The organism is Campylobacter concisus (assembly GCF_003048675.2).
GTDB lineage: Bacteria > Campylobacterota > Campylobacteria > Campylobacterales > Campylobacteraceae > Campylobacter_A > Campylobacter_A concisus_F.
This window is the reverse complement of record NZ_CP060707.1, coordinates 813,291-829,702: the sequence shown is the minus strand read 5'-3', so window position 1 is coordinate 829,702 and position 16,412 is coordinate 813,291. Positions and strand designations below refer to the sequence as shown.

Sequence of the window (16,412 nt, the reverse complement as noted above, 5' to 3'; positions counted from 1 at the left end):
AGTAGAAATTTTAAGCAAATATGCCTTTTTTAGGGCCACTTTTGCCGTGGCAATCTTTATATTTTTTACCGCTTCCGCAAGGGCATGGGGCGTTTCTTGGTATCTTTTTTTCAGGCGTAAAATTTTCTTCTTCGCCTTGGTTGTTGTAGTTTAGAGGCTCATTTTCAGCATTTTGACTAGCTTCAAGCATCATCCTAGCTTGCTCTTCTTGCTCCTCGCGGCTCTTAAATCTAACGATTTGAAGCGTTTTAACGCTCTCGGTTTTTAGTCTGCCAACTAGCTCCATAAAGAGGTTGTAGCTCTCTTTTTTATACTCCACTAGCGGATCTTTTTGATTATACCCTCTTAGACCGATACCAGTTTTTAGGATATCCATCTGATAAAGGTGCTCTCTCCACGCATTATCAAGCACTTGAAGGTATAAAATTTTCTCTATATCTTTTCTTTGCTCCTCATTTAGCACGCTCATCTTTTCGTTATATCTAACCTCTAAAATTTGTGCTATTTTTTCTACTAGTTCATTATACTCTAGCCCTTTTAGCTCACTCTCGTCGATCTCTTCGCCGCAGTCCGCAAGGATGATAGAGCATAAATTTTTAATGTCATAGTCATCTTTCAAACCGCCATGGAAAATTTCAGCCGTATCAAGTAAATTTGTAGCGTATTCAACCCTATTTTGAGCTATCTTCTCACTCATATCGTAGCTTTTATCAAGTAGCTCATCGCGGTATTTGTAGATGGTCTTTCTTTGCTCATTTGCCACGTCGTCATACTCAAGCAAGTGCTTTCTAGCCTCAAAGTGCAAGCTCTCGACTTTCTTTTGAGCATTTTCAACAGCTCTTGTCACCATGCGGCTCTCGATGCTTTCGCCCTCGTCGATACCAAGTCTATCCATGATAGCTTTTATACGGTCACTACCAAAAATTCTTAAAAGATTATCCTCTAAGCTTAGATAAAATCTACTCATACCAGGGTCGCCCTGACGTCCAGCACGGCCACGGAGCTGATTATCTATCCTTCTACTCTCGTGCCTTTCGGTGCCTATGATATATAGACCGCCAAGGTCTCTCACCTCATCATTTATCCTGATATCAACACCACGTCCAGCCATGTTTGTAGCGATAGTTACAGCACCTTTTACACCAGCTTGCGCGATGATCTCGGCCTCTTTTTCGTGGTTTTTAGCATTTAGCACGGAGTGTGGGATGCCAGCTTTTTTAAGCATCTCGTGAAGCACCTCACTACGCTCGATACTTGCAGTTCCCACAAGCACTGGCTGACCTTTTTCGTGAGCCTTTTTGATCTCGTCGATGACAGCTTTAAATTTCTCATTTTGAGTTTTATAGATAAGGTCGTTTTGATCGATCCTCTTAACTGGCACGTTTGTTGGGATCGAGATAACTTCAAGATTATAAATTTGAGAAAACTCGGTAGCCTCAGTCTGAGCCGTACCAGTCATACCTGCAAGCTTTTTATACATCCTAAAGTAGTTTTGGTAGGTTGTGTCAGCTAACGTTTGGCTCTCTTCTTGGATTTTCACGCCCTCTTTTGCTTCAAGCGCTTGGTGAAGCCCCTCGCTAAAGCGTCTACCCTCGCTTAGACGTCCTGTAAATTCATCGACAATTACAACCTCGCCATCTTTTACGACATAATGAACGTCTTTTTCAAAGAGATTGTGAGCTTTTAGAGCTTGATCTAGGTGGTGGCTTAGCACGGCGTTTTCAAGGTTGTATAAATTTTCAACCCCAAAGAGCTTTTCAGCCTTGCTTATGCCAGCCTCTGTGATCATTATCGTTCTATTTTTTTCATCTACTATAAAATCCCCCGTTGGCTTTGAGCCTGGCACGTTTGGATCGGCTGGAGTGCCTCTAGTTAGTTGCTTTGCGACTTGATCAGCTCTTATGTAGCCATCAAGTGTGCGGTTTGTTGGACCAGAGATTATAAGTGGTGTTCTAGCCTCATCTATCAAGATACTATCGACCTCATCGACGATAACGAAGTTATGGCCTCTTTGCACCTTTTGACCAGCTTCAAATTTCATATTATCACGAAGGTAGTCAAAGCCAAATTCTGAGTTTGTACCGTATGTTATGTCGGCGTTATAGGCAGCTTGTCTTACCTCGTCGTCATATCCGCCACTTAGTATCACATCGACGCTTAAACCTAAAAAGTTATAAAGCTCGCCCATTTGCGTCGCGTCACGCTTTGCAAGGTAGTCATTTACTGTTACTACATGCACGCCCTTGCCACTCATAGCGTTTAATATAACTGGCAATGTCGCCACCAAGGTCTTACCCTCGCCTGTCTTCATCTCAGCGATCCTGCCCTCGTTTAGCACCATGCCGCCTATTAGTTGCACGTCAAAATGGCGCATCTTAAGCACCCTTTTGCTAGCCTCTCTAACTAACGCAAAGACATCATTTAAAATTTGATCTAAAGTGACTTTCTCTTCGATGACTTGGGCTTTTAGCTCGTTAAATTTGATCTTAAGCTCATCGTCGCCCATCTTCTCATATGTAGGCTCTAGCGCGTTTATCTGCGCCACACGTTTTATATATTTTTTGACTTCTCTATCGTTTTTCGTGCCAAAAATCTTTCTAAATACCGATGAAATCATTACTTTACCTTCCTAAATTTTTAAACTTTGGATCTTAGCATAGTTTAACTATTTATTTAATTAAACTGGGCTAGAATACGCCAAAAAAGGATAAAAAATGAGAAAATTTTTGATAGCTTCTCTCGTTGCGGTTTGCTCATTTGGGGCTGGCTTAAATTTTAAAAGCCTGCAAAGTGACTTTACTCAAACTGTCTTTAGCGAGGGCAAGAGTGTAAATTATAAAGGGAGATTTTACGCTAAAAGCGACAACACTGCGCTTTGGATATATGAAAGTCCGACACCAAAGAGAATTTACTTTGACAAAGACAAGGTAGTCGTGATCGAGGATGAGCTTGAGCAAGCCGTCATCTCAAGGCTAGATGATACGCCAAATTTGACGCAGGTTTTAGCTCACGCAGAGCAAATTCAGCCGACACTTTATAAGGCGATATATGACGGGGTTGAGTACTTTATAACGATCAAAAACACGCTTCCAACGACGATTGATTATAAAGACAAACTCTCAAATAAGATAAAAATCACTCTAAGCAACCCTGTAAAAGACGCGCTCATCCCAAAAGAGACGCTAACTCCAATCATCCCACAAGGTTACGACATCGTAAATCAATAAATTTGGCTAGCTTTTAGCCAAATTTACTCACTTCTCTCCGAAGTCTTTCCCAAATTCTTGCACATTATTTAGATCGATCGGCTTTTGCACCACGTCATTTGGATCAGGTGCGACGATGATCTCATTGCCCTTTTTCTTCTTTTCTGGCTTTGTCATCACATCTTCATTTACGCTTGGATCAGAGCATAAATTTTGGCTTTTTATCGCTTTTATGATCTCGCTTAGCTCCAAATTATTTATCACTTTGATGTTTAAAATAAGCACATCATCGATGTCAAGCGAGTGCTTTTTGGCTGCATATTTCATAAAGAGCTCTTTAAATTTCTCTTTTCCCATTGAGGTTAGGATATCCTCCACGTAAAAGCTGCCAACAACTACGTTTAGCGCATCAAGCACGTATGCTTCGTTCTCCTCGACGTCACGTCCGACAACTTCAAGGTTCATGCTTATCTTTTTTGTTAAATTTTGTCCAGCTTTTGAGTAGATATCTGTTTGAAAGTCACTCACTTTTAGCACGTCTGCAAATGCAAAAACGCCAAAAACAAGGCTTAAAAATAGCTTTTTCATAAACTCTCCTTAATATGCAAAAATACGTTTTCTTGGTAAAATTTCTTAACTTCGTCGTCAATTTTAACCACTTTTCTTAAATGCTGCCTAAAATCACTTTTCTTATCATAAAAAAGTTTTAAATTTTTAGGATTTACCGCGCGAGAAAGTGCGACGTAGAGCTGTCCTTTGGCAAAGATGTGGTTGATGTTGCAAATGAGCGAATTTATACTCATGCCTTGAGACTTGTGGATAGTTAGCGCATAGGCAAGCTTAAATGGAAACTGATAAAGCGAAGCTTGCACGTTCTCCTCGATCTCATCTTCATTCAAATTTAGCGCGCAAAAGTTATAAGCACACTTTTCTATCTCGCAGATCTCGCCGCTATCTTTTTGCACGATCACACTTGAAATGGCGCCATTTTCTTTTAAAATTTGCATGATCTTACCCTGCTCGCCGTTGTAATATTCACCCCATTTATTTGAAGTAAAGATGATTTTTGCGCCTATCTTCATCTCTAAATTTCTTGAGATATTTAGCGTATTTGCCCACTTTTCAAACTCTTTTTTATCTAAATTTTCATCCATAACAAGCACGTCCGAGTTTGAAATTTCAAGCGGTACATTAAGCGCAAGAAGTCTTTTTTGATTTAGCATCTCAGCCTCGGCATTTCTGCCAAAAAGCACGCTAGTCTCGCTATCTGGCTCAATGACATCCACTCGCAAGCTCTCGATATAAGCCATCATCTCATCATCTAGCTCACCAACTCTAAGACGAGAGAGAATTTCATAAAATTTAAGATCATTTGTGCGTTTTGAGACGAGCAGCTCGACATTTGTAAATTTCATATCCTCCCACGCACTTGAGTTAAAAGCGTATAAAAAGTTAAAAAGTTTGCTCTCATTTTGCTCTTTTTGCACTGGTGGGAGCTGATAAAAGTCGCCCACTATGAGCACCCTGCCCTTAAATTTAGAGGTAAGCAAGCGGTATCTTATCATCTCCATGACATTTGAGCTCACCATCGAAATTTCGTCTATTACAAGCAGATTGCAGGCATCTAGCATATTTCGTAGCTTGCTTAGCTTATCTTTTTGGCGGTAGTCAAGCCGTCTTAGCTCCTCGTAGTCCTTGCAGTAGCCAAATTTAAAAAAGCTATGCAAGCTCACGCCCCCAAGACTAACAGCGCTTATGCCAGTTGAGCCAAGGATGACGACGTTTTTGAAATTTTCTTTGTAGTGTCTGATGATGGAGGCGGTTAGATAGCTCTTGCCAACACCGCCGCCGCCTGTTAAAAAGACGTTTGAGCGAGATAAAATTTCTAAAATTTGATCTTTCATCTACTCAAACATCTCTGGGCGATACTCAAAATGCATCGTATCAAAGTGCTTCCAGCGTCCGCCCCAGACAAATTTATGCTTCTCAAAAACTCGCACGATCTTTTCAGGGATCAAGTTTTCATAGCCCTTGCTCCACTGCCAGTAGTGGCTCTTTTTTACATTTATATCGATCGCGATGCCGTAGCTGTGCGCGCTTAGGCGGTTTGTGCCAGCGATGATGCGCCACTTAAATGTCCCGCCAGGATCTTTTAGGTATTCAAGTAAATTTGGATCGCTCTTTACCATCTCATTTAGCTCGTTACTTACCTCTTGCAAGGCAGCTGCAGCGCCATTTTTAGAGTTAAATTTTAAAGGCAAATTTAAAAAATCCTTTAGCCAGATTACATCAACTAAATTTGCCTTTACTGCGCTCTCGCTTGAGCCATAAATTTTGCCTAAAAGCTCGTAGTTTCTGCATCTACCAGCATCACTTAGAGCTGTGCTAAGTGGCGAAAATGCAGCGTAGTCAAGTGCGTTCATATCCTCTATATCAGCGCCAGTGCTGCACTCTTCATCTTTTTGTTTAAAATCATCATAGACTAAACTCGTGCCATCACTAAATTTAACCAAATTTTCTTCGATCTTTACGCCATAAGCTCTTTGCAAAGCTGAGATCTTTCTAGCCTTATCTAGCATCCCTTGCTCAGGCCTCATCACATTTATAGAATCAACCTTAGAAATTAGCAAATTTGCACTTTGTATGTCGCTTCTGTTTTGACCGATATTTAGCGTAGTTATCGCGGTCGCTCCGATAAGCGCGCGGCCGTTGTTTGCAGTCTTTAGCCCCCAAGCGTCATGCACCACGTAGATATCATCGCCCTTATATCCAGCATAGAGCATGATGTGACCTGGCAGATGCACGAGAGTGAGATATGGCACGCCCTTTTCTTTTATCTCTTTGCTCTTTGCAGCGTTACTAAGACCTTTTAGATTGATCTTTTCTCCCATATTTGCCTGCGCCCTTGAGTTCCTAGGTAACCACACGCCAAAGCTTGCTAGCAAGTCTTTTGTAAAGAGCGAGCAGTCTCTTAGCTTATCCACCCCGCCCCAGCCATAAGGCTGAGTAAGAAGCGAGCTAAGAAGTGTTTTTAAATTTGAGTCATTAAATTTAAGTGGAAAAAGGGCGCTAAAAGACTTTGGGAGGACAAACTCCCTAAGCATATTTCTTACATAAATTTTGCCGTAGTAGTTTTTGTCATCTTGCGCCAAAACTGGCAGTATTGCGCCGACACGCGAGTAAAATAAAAAGTTTCCGCCCTTGTCATAAACTGGCATCTTGTCGGTTTTTATCGTTACAAAGCTTGATTTTTGATAGGCAAGCGCCTCTTCATCGCTGATAAATTTGATATCTTCAACCTTCACCCAGCCCCAAACCGCATCATCGCTCACAAACGCCCACGCCCTATCTTTTGAGAGGTGCGATACAAAGAGCGGATGAGCGATGCTTAGGGTTGATTCTTGCAAATAGTCAAACGGATAGCCCTCACCTGGGGTTTGCGGGTTTAAAAATATCGGCTCGTCGGTTGGGAAATTTCTTACAGCTGTGTTTGCTGAAGTTAGAGCGTAAGCTGAAATTTGCAAAAAGCCAGCGAAATTTGCATTGTCCTTTTGCGCGTCAAACCAGCTTTGAGGTATCTGCCTAAAATTTGAACCAAAATACTTTCTTTTTTCGCTTGGCTTATATACATTAAACGCCCAAAAAGCGTCATTTGGGTTAAATTTCACGCCTCTTAGAGTAAAAACTTTAAATCTTCTTTTTAAAATTTCATCTTGAGTAAAACTCGCACTTTGCATATTTTGAGGTAGCGACGATGCGTCTTGTTTTACTTCAAATTCAAGCAAGCTGATGCGCTCATTTGGCTTATAAACATTTTCGTCTGGCAGGGCATTTTGCTGCTTGTTTGGCTCTGGTTTTGTTGTCTGCGAACAACCCAAAAACAAAGCAACACTAAGTGCTAAAAATATACCTTTTTTCAAATTTCTTCCTTATCCTTAAATATAGCTTCGACGATCAAAACAAAGATATAAAACATCTTTTCATCGTTGTTTTTGCAAATTTGCTTCATCGTCTCGTTTTGATCCTTGACCTTTATATCGTTTGATCTTAAAATTTCTACAATGTCTGAACCAAATTTCTTTGAAAGCTCGCCCACTTTGACATCATTTAGCGCGTTTAAAAACCTTGTCGTGTTGCAGTCCATCTGAACTGGCTTGTGCTTTAAGATATTTTTAAACTCAAGGCTTAGCTTTTTTAGTTTTTTCTTCTTGACGTAGCTGTGAATGATAGTTAAAACAACCAAGCTAAAGCCAAAGAAAATGTGCAAATTTAGCGAAATTTCGCTCATCTCTCCCTTTAAAAAGATCACGCCGCTTACAAAAAGCCCCACCACGCAGACAAAAAGTAGCAGCAAGATGATGTATTTAAAGATGACCTCGAGCCAGATGTTCTCTTTTAGTCTCTCAAACATCAAGCCGCCCTATCTCATCTTCGCTAAAAACTAAAATTTCATTTTCTTTTAGCAGCTTTGCCGCTACGCCGTCGCCAAAGATTAGCTTTTTAGTGAAGCTTCCATCATAAATTTGCCCGCTCCCACAGCTTGGGCTTCTAGCTTTTAAAACAGCCTTTTTGCAGCCATTTAGCTTAGCTATCTTTAGGCAAATTTTAGCTCCATTGATGAAATTTTCGCTCACATCTTTGGCGGTTTTTGTGACAACAAGCCCATCTTTCATCTCAGCTGGCTCTCTTGGCGTGCTAAGTCCTCCAAAAACCTCTGGGCAGACAAAAAGCAGATGATATTTTTTTGAAATTTCATCCAAAATGCCACTACACAAAAGGTTGTTTTCGCCATTAAATTTGCAGTTTATGCCAGCAAGACAAGCGCTTATTAAGAGCTTTTCTCTCAAAGTCCAGCTTCTTTTAAAAGCTCGCTAGCATAAATTTCACGAAGTTTGCTTGAAATTTCGCCCACTTTTGCGCCGTTTATCGCCTTGCCATCGGCGTAAACCACTGGCAAAAGTATGAGCGTAGCAGCCGAGATAAAGACTTCATCAGCACTATAAACCTCGTCCATGCTAAATTTACGCTCCTCTATCTTTAGGCCGATATCTTTAGCGATCCTTAAGAGCCTCATACGGCGAATGCCTGGCAAAATTTCATTTGAAAGTGGCTTGGTGATGAGGGTTTTATTCTTGATGATAAAAGCGCTCGAGCTACAGCCCTCTGTGACAAAGCCGTTTTCGACCATAAAGCCCTCGTCCGCGCCATTTTTGTGAGCCTCGTTTTTAGCGTAGCACTGAGCTAGAAGCGAGATCGACTTTATGTCGCGCCTCTTCCACCTGATGTCCTCGACGCTTACCACTTTTATGCCAGTTTTTGCAGCTGGATTGTTTAAAATTTCACTCTCATAGCAAAAGATAAAGACACTTGGGGTTAAATTTTCCATAAAATAGAAATTTCTAAACGCCACGCCTCTTGTTACTTGCATGTAAATTCCACCCTCTTTTAAGGCGTTTTTGGCGATCATCTCATTTAATATCGCTTCAAATTTATCTTTTTCGTAAGGCAGGCTTATATCTATCTCGTTTAAGCTTCTCTCAAACCTCGCCCAAAAGCCATCTTTATCGACCATTTTTGAGTTTATCACAGGCACGACTTCGTAAATTCCATCGCCAAATATAAATCCTCTATCAAACGCACTGACTTTTGCCTCATCTTTTGGCAAAAACTCGCCATTTAAAAAGACCGTTTCTAAAGCTTTATCTGCCATTTTTAGCTCCTTAAATTTTGCGCAAATTGTATCTAATTTTGTTTGAATTTATAGATTTTTAGATACAATGAGCTGAAATTTTTAAGGTAAAAAGTCTATAAAAAATGAAAGAAAATTTAAGAAACACTATCATTAAAAACGTTTTTTTCGTATCAAAACAGCCAGTTTTATTTAGAGATTTACTTGAAGCAAATGCCCTTTTTAACGAAGGTATGCTAGTTGATGGCGCAAAGCTAAATTTTAGATTTAACCACGTGAAGCTCTACCAAATTTACGCACTCATATGTTTTGTTGTCTTATTTCCGCTTCTCATCATCACGCACCACTTTTTAGCAAATACTGACGCTCACATCTCAATAATTGCAACCACTATCGTCACTTCAGCTGTTTTTATCGGCTTTGACATGTTTAAGGTTTGGGCAAGAAGAGAGATAAGTTTGGAGCTCATAAAAAAGGCTTGGAGCGTGCATTTTCCATATTTTGGATATGAAAAGTATTCAAGCAAAGTTGAAGAAATTTACAACACTGCTCTTAAAAATGACGTTTCAAAAAAAGATTTAGAACAATATATATATGAAAAGCTAATCTCTCAAAAAGAGAGCGCTGAGTAAATTTCATTTTGCCCTAAAGCAACTCGTAAAATTAGCTTTTTAGCGTTTTCGTCTTTGCAAAGCAGTTTCGTTTCTATCTCACTTATGAAATAATATGGAAGTTTTTTGATCTTTTTATCTAGCATCAAAAATCTATCTGAGATGATTTTTACATCATTTTGCAAGGCGTTTTTCTCTTTTAGCTCATCTAAATTTAGATAATTTCTAAGCTTAATCAGGTCGCTATTTATATCATCAAGCTTGCTAGCTATAAATTTTGCATTTTTTATATTATCATCGTCTAAATTTTTACTAACTTTTATAGCGTAGTTTAGCTCATTTAGCGAGCCTAAAATCTCTTTTTCATCCATGCTAAAAGCATCTTTGTTTGACTCATTTAGAGAAATTTGCACTAAATTTCTAAAACCTATCAAGACATCACTTAAGCTATCTTTTACCTTAGTATAGTCATTTTTTCTAGTTAGCAAATATGCGGCAAAAACTATCACAAAGCCAGCCGCCACGTCAAGCAGTCTATCAACCATAAGGGCTAAAAAGTCTCTTTTTATAAGCGAAAAAATGGATGTAAATTCAAACATAAAAGCCGTTGCAAAGACGATTTGTTTATAGGCTTTAAGGTAATAAACCAAAAACATACCGATAAAGACAACCGCGTAAAATGCGTATGATTCACCCATAAATTTCACGAAAACAAGAGAGATAAAAAAGCCGATAACTCCACCAAGAAGGCTATCTCTGCCTGCATTTTTTAAAGCATCTTCGTCGCTTTTGTTTAGGCTCATCACAGCTATGGCGATCCAAATTCCATGATTTATATGCAAAGCTTGCGCTATAAAAATGGCTAGCGACATACAAATGGCAAGCCTTAAAGACTCTTTTAATACTTCATTTTTTAAATTTATCTTTTTAAACGCCTCTTTTAGCGTGATCTTTTTTGTGTTATTAAACGAGAGCTTATCCTCGCCGCCCTCTTTTATAAGTAAAAATTTATCATATAGCACGCCAAGCGAGCTCGCAAAAATTTTAAAATTTGAGTTTTTGGCTAAATTTAGCGCTTCAAATTTTAGCTTTGGAGTTTGATTTTTGAAAATTTTTTTAAGCTCAAAAAGGTTGTAAGCGATCTCATTTTTTACCTCATTTAAAAGCGCTTTGTCATCGATCCTTTCAAACGAAGCACCTAATGTTCGAAGCAAAAGAGCGATCTCTTCAACTTTATAAAAATAAAATAGCGCCTTGGCTTGATTTCTAACTAGCTTAACATCTTTTATCTTTAGGCTTTTGTTTGCAAAAATTTCTTTTGATTTGTCAATCAAACTCATCAAATCTGCGATACTTGCGTAAAAATGGCTCGTGCCAAGCGCCTTGCTCGACAAGATGGCGTTATCTAACAAGAAGCTGATGCTCTTTTTAGTAAATTTGCCGTATTTGCCAAAGTTTTCAAATTTTATGATGATGCTTAGCACGCCAGCGAGCACCAGACCGCCGATGCTTTCAATCACATTTAGCCCAACTGCGGCCTTTGTCACAAAAGCAACTAGCCCTGTTGCATTTACGGCAAGCAAAATTTTGTTTAAATTTGAGCTATAAATTTGGCTAATACCTACCACAAATATCCAGACAAATACGATAAGCGAGAGCCAAACGCCAAGGCTAATAAATGGATCAACAAAGGGCATAAAAGCGCAAGAAAGCACGATGTAAAGAAGCAAAAAGGCAAATTTGCTCCTATCTTTGCACTCAAGCTCGCCAAGAAAGAAGATGCCCATCGTGATATTTATAGCCATGATGGCGCCGCTTAGATGAAAGAAGTAAAAGCACAAAAAGCAGTTAAAGGCGATGGTCGTGGCAGCCTTTAGCGAGTAGATGAGCTGAAAATTTGCAGGGTCGTAGTAGTGGATAAAGCTTTTAAATTTCTTAATTATTTCCATTGGCGCTCTTGCATATTGTTTAAAATTTGATTTTTATAACGCAAATTTTCAAGCTTTATACTAAGAGCCCTGTTTTCCTCAAGAAGCATATCTCGTTTGCCGCTGATATCGGCGATATCTCTACTTATATAATAAATTTGATTTGCTATGTAAATTTTTGGCAAAAATAGAGCCAGCGCTATAAAAACCGCCAGATAGACCATCACTAGCGTCTTAAAGCTTAAATTTACCTCACGTTTTTGCTCCTCGTCGTGAAGTGTTAGCAGCTCTTCTTTTTCTTGCATCTTTATCCTTTTATCTTAAAAACACGCAGTTTTGCGCTCTTGCTTCGTGAGTTTTGCGATAGCTCGCTTTGGCTCGCTGTTAGTGGCTTTTTGGTTAAAATTTCGCCCAGTTCGTGGTTATTTCCGCACTCACATCGGTAGATTCCAGGCGGGCAGATACAGCTATTTGCCCACTTTTTGAAGCGCTCTTTTACGATCCTATCTTCAAGCGAGTGAAATGTAATAATCGCCACCAAGCAATCCTTAAAACCACCTTTTTCTATGCTATCAAGCAAATTTGTTAGCTCGTCTAGCTCGCCATTTACCTCTATCCTGATCGCCTGAAACGCCAGTATCGCAGGGCTAACACCACGCCCTTTTATCTGAGCTGTGCCTATTATGTTTGCAAGCTCTTTTGCACTTGTTATCTTGCCTAAATTTCTAGCATTTATTATCTTGTTTGCGACCCCAGCGGCATTTTTTAGCTCGCCGTAGTCCCTAAAAATCCTAACTAACTCATCAAAAGAGTAGTCATTTACAATATCATAGGCGCTAAAATCTCGCTCTTTATCCATGCGCATATCAAGAGTGTTTGAGCCGATGCTAAAGCCCCTATCATCTTTATCTATCTGAAGCGAACTAACGCCAATATCGGCTAAAATTCCTCTAACATTTAAAATTTCATCGCCACTAAGTTTGCTAATAAGCTCAGAAAAGTTGCTCTTATAAATTTTCACTCTGCTGCCAAATGGCTCAAGTTTTTTGAGCGAGAAATTTATAGCTTCGATGTCTTTGTCGCAAGCGATCAAATTTAAATTTTCATTTTGAGACAAAATGGCACTAGAGTGTCCAGCATATCCAAGCGTGCAATCTATAAAATTTCCACGCAGATCTTTAAAAAAAGATAAAACTTCGTCAAGTAAAACGCTAATATGTGGACTTTGCAACACTGCCTCTTTAATGAAATTAGTGTGAAAATTTATCGAAATTTTACTTAAAAAGCTATCATTACATAAAATTTTACACAAATTTTAAGATAGCTTAAATATAATCACCCAAACATAGGAGAAAAAATGGACTTAATGCACTCAACAAATGAGATAAAAAAGATATCTCTTTCGATGTTTAGAAAGAATTTTTTTGGTGTTTTTCATGGTTCTATCTCTGCAAGAGTAGAAAAAAATCAATTTATCATCAACAAGCAAAGTGCCATTTTTGACGACTTACAAGATAGCGATCTAACGCTTCTTTCATCAAAAAAAGACTACCGCTGGAATGATGCGAGTTTGGATGCTGATATACACTTAAATATCTACAAAAACATAAATGAAGCAAAATTTGTCTGCTACGCCATGCCTCCATATGCGACAGCTTATGCAATGAAACATGAAAAAATAGCGCCAAAAGACTATTTTGGGTGCATTAGATTTAGTGAAATTTTAGTCTATGATCCAAAGCAGTTTGACGACTGGTATGAGCGTGCTGAGACAGAAATTTATAGAGCTATGATAGAGAGAAATACTAACGTTGTCGTGATCAAAGGATACGGCGTTTACGCGTATAGCAGGAGTCCTCAGCTACTTGCAAAAGATATAGCTTTGTTAGAAAATAGCTGCAAACTGCTTCATTTTACTGGTGGTTACAGCGATTTTAGCATTTAAATTTTTGCTAACAAAGATAAAAAATGTTAGTAAAAATTTAGCAAGAAACGTTTTTATAAAGCCCCATTTTAAGCTTATTTAAGCCAAATTTCTATAAAATATCGCACAAGCTTTGTTAGTATTTTAAAGGAAGAACTTAATGTTATCTTGGATGCAAAAACATAAAAAATACCTAGTCGTGACAATTTGGGTAAGCACGATAGCTTTTGTCGGTGCTGGTTTTGTCGGCTGGGGCGCATACGATCTAAACAGCAACAGAGCTACTTCAGTAGCCAAAGTAGGACATAGAAATATAAGCGTTCAAGAGTTGCAACAAAAATACGATAGGTTATATCAGTACTACAACAATGTATTTGAAGGCAAACTAACTCAAGAGAAAGCTGAAGAGTTAGGTTTAGAAAATGCTGCACTTCAAGCTGCTATTCAAGAAAATTTACTATTAAATTTTGCAGACGACATCGGTCTTAGCGTAAATAAAGACGATGTTTTAAAATATATAATCGTTGATCCAACATTTCAAAAAGACGGCGTTTTTGACAAAAATTTATACTATGATGTGCTAAGAAGAGCCAGGATAAACCCAACTGATTTTGAAGATAATCTAAAGCTAACTATCTTACTAGACAAACTTAGAACTATTTTAAATTTACCTGCAAGCAAAGAAGATATCGCTATGATGGAAGCTAGCTTTTTTATGCAAGATAAATTAGCTGTACAAATAGTAAATGCCGATCAAAGCGAGATCAAAGTAGATGAGAAAGAGCTAAAAGATCTTTGGGAGATAAATAAAAATAACTATATGACAAAGACACTTTATGGCATAGATACATACTTTGTCGAGTCAAAAAAAAGTGATGCAAACGAGAGCGTTTTAAAGTCTTACTATAATGAAAACCAAGATAAATACAAGGGATCTGATGACAAGATAAAACCTTTTAGCGAGGTAAAAGCTGAGGTTAATAAAGACTATAACATAGAACAAAGCAAAACTAACGCTTTAGAAAAGTATGTCGCTGTCAAAAAAGCTGAACTTGCAACTAATGGTTTTGTAAGCGTAAATGAGGACAACGCTACTTTTTCACTTGACGAGATAAAGGGTGCAAAAGTTGGCGAAGTTATAAAACCATTTATCTACAAAGATGGCTATTTAATAGCTAGAGTAAAAAGTATAACTCCTCCACAACCTATGAGCTTTGAACAAGCAAGAGCTAATGTGCTTGAAATTTATAAAAGTAAAAAAGAAAAAGAAATTTTAACAGCAAAAGCAAAAGAGACTCTACAAAACTTTAAAGGCACAGATGTTGGCTTTGTTAGCAGAGAGGTAAATGGCTCTATTGCGGGCTTAAATGAGAGCGATACAAGAGCTTTTGTATCTCAACTTTTTGACACTAACAACACAAAAGGTTATGTTATATTAGATGACAAAGCCGTAGTGTACGATATTTTGGAACAAAGATTGCTTACTAACAATATAAATAACAACTATAAGCAAATAACACAACAAAATGTTGCGATGCTTAAAAATAACGAGTTGATAAAAGATTTAACAAACAAACTTCTAAAATATTATGAAGTTAAAGAATATGTCAAAAGGTAAAAATTTTGAGTACTAGAATTTTAGGCATAGATGTCGGATCATTTCAAATTTGTGCTGTTATAGCAGAGCAAAATGATGATGGCATAAAGATAATAGGAATAGGCACAGAAAAAGCACAAGGTATAAAAAAAGGTGCTATAAATAACATCGAACTAGCTGCAAAATCTATAAAAAATGCACTTATAGAAGCACAAAAAGTTGCGGGCACACACTACGAAAGAGTAGTAGTTTCGATATCTGGAAAATATACTAAAAGCGTAAATAGCAGTGGCGTAGTAAATATACCAAATCATGAAATAGGTATAAAAGAGATAGAGCGTGCCATGCAGATGGCAGATCACAATGCCGAGACTTCCCCAGAATATGAAAAACTTCATGTCTTGCCTTACAACTTTAAAGTGGATGGACAAGAATTTATAGAAGATCCTATCGGTATGAATGGCACTAGACTTGAAGTACAAACTCATATCATAAGTATCCAAAAATCACAACTAAGCAACCTAAGAAAAGCTGTAAATTTAGCAGGTGTGCAGGTTGATAATGTAGTTCTTTCTGGTTACGCATCAGCCATAGCAACACTAACAAAAGATGAAAAAGAACTTGGTGTTGCACTCATAGATATGGGCGGCGAGACATGTAATATGGTAGTGCACGCTGGAAATTCACTAAGATATAACTCATATCTACACGTTGGCTCTGCAAATATAACCATAGATCTTTCAATGGCGCTTCATACCCCTTTACCAAAAGCTGAAGAGATAAAACTAGAATATGGCAAACTGGTAAATAAATCAGTCGATCTTATCGAGCTTCCAAGACTTGGCGATGAGCAAAAAACTCACGAAGTTTCACTTGATGTTATATCAAATGTCATCTCAGCTAGAGCAGAAGAGACTGTGATGGTGCTTGCAAATATGCTTGAAGATAGTGGATACAAAGATCTTGTTGGTGCTGGCATAGTACTAACTGGTGGCATGACAAAGCTTGATGGGTTAAAAGACCTAGCTTCTGCGATATTTGATAACATGCCAGTTAGGATCGCAAGACCAAAAGAGATGGATGGTTTATATGAGATTTTAAGAGATCCAGCAAATTCTTGTGCCATCGGTTTATGTATGTATGGCGCTGGTGAATTTACACCTTATGAGATAGACTCAGAAAAAAAGATGAGATATAAAGGTGAGTTAAGATCAAAGCCAAAAACAAATTTCAACATTTTTGAAGAAGAGAAAAAAGAGAAATTTGAAGCAAAAAAACAGGATAAGGATGATTTTGAAGAGGGCATTGAGCTTGTAAATATGGATATAAATTTAGAGCAAACAAACAACAAAAACGAGCTTGCAAATATTGCTGATATAAGTAAGCAAGAAAAAAAACCAAGTGCTTTAAAGAAATTTTGGCACAGCATGACACAACTATTTTGAGGAGAATTTTTA

Annotated in this window: 14 protein-coding genes and 2 pseudogenes; 5 read left to right on the top strand and 11 right to left on the bottom strand. The window is 38.2% G+C overall.

Translation table 11 applies throughout. The features are described from left to right. Window positions 1-10: 10 nt before the first annotated feature. Window positions 11-112 (bottom strand): annotated as a pseudogene (locus CVT00_RS10460) (SEC-C metal-binding domain-containing protein); the annotation flags it as partial. Window positions 113-220: 108 nt separating this feature from the next. After that, window positions 221-2,617, bottom strand: a pseudogene (gene secA / locus CVT00_RS04170) (preprotein translocase subunit SecA); the annotation flags it as partial. 97 nt (window positions 2,618-2,714) lie between these two features. Here secA and lolA point away from each other — a divergent pair. Continuing rightward, complete coding sequence (lolA, locus tag CVT00_RS04165) at window positions 2,715-3,227, top strand: LolA-like outer membrane lipoprotein chaperone (protein WP_103559068.1); 513 nt, start codon at window positions 2,715-2,717, stop codon at window positions 3,225-3,227. A 27-nt stretch (window positions 3,228-3,254) separates the two neighbouring features. On the opposite strand, the gene CVT00_RS04160 is transcribed toward lolA, so the two are convergent. The 6 genes from CVT00_RS04160 to CVT00_RS04135 are packed head-to-tail and all read right to left on the bottom strand — an operon-like array spanning window position 3,255 to window position 8,916. Next, window positions 3,255-3,794, bottom strand: coding sequence for a hypothetical protein (locus CVT00_RS04160; protein WP_009293697.1), 540 nt, complete (start codon window positions 3,792-3,794; stop codon window positions 3,255-3,257). Beyond that, window positions 3,791-5,110, bottom strand: coding sequence for an ATP-dependent DNA helicase (locus CVT00_RS04155; protein ID WP_107915441.1), 1,320 nt, complete (start codon window positions 5,108-5,110; stop codon window positions 3,791-3,793). The genes CVT00_RS04160 and CVT00_RS04155 overlap by 4 nt, the downstream gene beginning before the upstream one ends. Next, window positions 5,111-7,126 carry an SH3 domain-containing protein gene (locus tag CVT00_RS04150; protein WP_107915439.1) on the bottom strand — a complete coding sequence of 672 codons (2,016 nt, stop codon included), beginning with the start codon at window positions 7,124-7,126 and terminating at the stop codon, window positions 5,111-5,113. Further along, window positions 7,123-7,617 (bottom strand): chemotaxis protein, encoded by a 495-nt coding sequence (locus CVT00_RS04145; RefSeq protein WP_103559071.1) that lies wholly within the window; start codon window positions 7,615-7,617, stop codon window positions 7,123-7,125. The genes CVT00_RS04150 and CVT00_RS04145 overlap by 4 nt, the downstream gene beginning before the upstream one ends. Then, on the bottom strand, window positions 7,610-8,053 hold the full coding sequence (locus tag CVT00_RS04140; RefSeq protein ID WP_103559072.1) for a DUF523 domain-containing protein: 444 nt from the start codon (window positions 8,051-8,053) through the stop codon (window positions 7,610-7,612). Before CVT00_RS04140 ends, CVT00_RS04145 begins: the two co-directional genes overlap by 8 nt. Then, window positions 8,050-8,916: a D-amino acid aminotransferase gene (locus tag CVT00_RS04135; RefSeq protein WP_107915437.1), complete on the bottom strand. Its 867-nt coding sequence runs from the start codon at window positions 8,914-8,916 to the stop codon at window positions 8,050-8,052. Before CVT00_RS04135 ends, CVT00_RS04140 begins: the two co-directional genes overlap by 4 nt. Before the next feature lie 104 nt (window positions 8,917-9,020). On the opposite strand from CVT00_RS04135, the gene CVT00_RS04130 reads away from it, so the two are divergent. Then, window positions 9,021-9,527 (top strand): hypothetical protein, encoded by a 507-nt coding sequence (locus CVT00_RS04130; protein ID WP_103559074.1) that lies wholly within the window; start codon window positions 9,021-9,023, stop codon window positions 9,525-9,527. Here CVT00_RS04130 and CVT00_RS04125 read toward each other — a convergent pair. Genes CVT00_RS04125 through rsmH form a run of 3 tightly spaced genes read right to left on the bottom strand, consistent with a single transcriptional unit; the run spans window position 9,506 to window position 12,665 of the window. Next, window positions 9,506-11,455 (bottom strand): FUSC family protein, encoded by a 1,950-nt coding sequence (locus CVT00_RS04125; protein WP_103559075.1) that lies wholly within the window; start codon window positions 11,453-11,455, stop codon window positions 9,506-9,508. The two genes, CVT00_RS04130 and CVT00_RS04125, sit on opposite strands and share 22 nt — an antisense overlap. After that, complete coding sequence (locus CVT00_RS04120) at window positions 11,446-11,739, bottom strand: hypothetical protein (protein ID WP_002940285.1); 294 nt, start codon at window positions 11,737-11,739, stop codon at window positions 11,446-11,448. The genes CVT00_RS04125 and CVT00_RS04120 overlap by 10 nt, the downstream gene beginning before the upstream one ends. 2 nt (window positions 11,740-11,741) lie before the next feature. Further along, window positions 11,742-12,665, bottom strand: a complete 924-nt coding sequence (gene rsmH / locus CVT00_RS04115; RefSeq protein WP_103559076.1) for a 16S rRNA (cytosine(1402)-N(4))-methyltransferase RsmH — start codon at window positions 12,663-12,665, stop codon at window positions 11,742-11,744. Between the two features lie 126 nt (window positions 12,666-12,791). On the opposite strand from rsmH, the gene CVT00_RS04110 reads away from it, so the two are divergent. The 3 genes from CVT00_RS04110 to ftsA all read left to right on the top strand — a co-directional run bounded on the left by CVT00_RS04110 (window position 12,792) and on the right by ftsA (window position 16,400). Next, on the top strand, window positions 12,792-13,379 hold the full coding sequence (locus CVT00_RS04110; RefSeq protein WP_103559077.1) for a class II aldolase and adducin N-terminal domain-containing protein: 588 nt from the start codon (window positions 12,792-12,794) through the stop codon (window positions 13,377-13,379). A gap of 139 nt (window positions 13,380-13,518) precedes the next feature. After that, on the top strand, window positions 13,519-14,976 hold the full coding sequence (locus tag CVT00_RS04105; protein WP_103559078.1) for a peptidylprolyl isomerase: 1,458 nt from the start codon (window positions 13,519-13,521) through the stop codon (window positions 14,974-14,976). A gap of 5 nt (window positions 14,977-14,981) precedes the next feature. After that, window positions 14,982-16,400 (top strand): cell division protein FtsA, encoded by a 1,419-nt coding sequence (gene ftsA, locus CVT00_RS04100; protein ID WP_103559079.1) that lies wholly within the window; start codon window positions 14,982-14,984, stop codon window positions 16,398-16,400. Window positions 16,401-16,412: the final 12 nt, after the last annotated feature.

Excerpts from the sequence above, each read along its gene's own strand:
- CVT00_RS04155 (WP_107915441.1), bottom strand. The coding sequence starts at position 5,110 with ATGAAAGATCAAATTTTAGAAATTTTATCTCGCTCAAACGTCTTTTTA.
- CVT00_RS04160 (WP_009293697.1), bottom strand. The coding sequence starts at position 3,794 with ATGAAAAAGCTATTTTTAAGCCTTGTTTTTGGCGTTTTTGCATTTGCA.
- CVT00_RS04120 (WP_002940285.1), bottom strand. The coding sequence starts at position 11,739 with ATGCAAGAAAAAGAAGAGCTGCTAACACTTCACGACGAGGAGCAAAAA.
- CVT00_RS04125 (WP_103559075.1), bottom strand. The coding sequence starts at position 11,455 with ATGGAAATAATTAAGAAATTTAAAAGCTTTATCCACTACTACGACCCT.
- CVT00_RS04105 (WP_103559078.1), top strand. The coding sequence starts at position 13,519 with ATGTTATCTTGGATGCAAAAACATAAAAAATACCTAGTCGTGACAATT.
- CVT00_RS04135 (WP_107915437.1), bottom strand. The coding sequence starts at position 8,916 with ATGGCAGATAAAGCTTTAGAAACGGTCTTTTTAAATGGCGAGTTTTTG.
- lolA (WP_103559068.1), top strand. The coding sequence starts at position 2,715 with ATGAGAAAATTTTTGATAGCTTCTCTCGTTGCGGTTTGCTCATTTGGG.
- CVT00_RS04145 (WP_103559071.1), bottom strand. The coding sequence starts at position 7,617 with ATGTTTGAGAGACTAAAAGAGAACATCTGGCTCGAGGTCATCTTTAAA.
- CVT00_RS04110 (WP_103559077.1), top strand. The coding sequence starts at position 12,792 with ATGGACTTAATGCACTCAACAAATGAGATAAAAAAGATATCTCTTTCG.
- CVT00_RS04130 (WP_103559074.1), top strand. The coding sequence starts at position 9,021 with ATGAAAGAAAATTTAAGAAACACTATCATTAAAAACGTTTTTTTCGTA.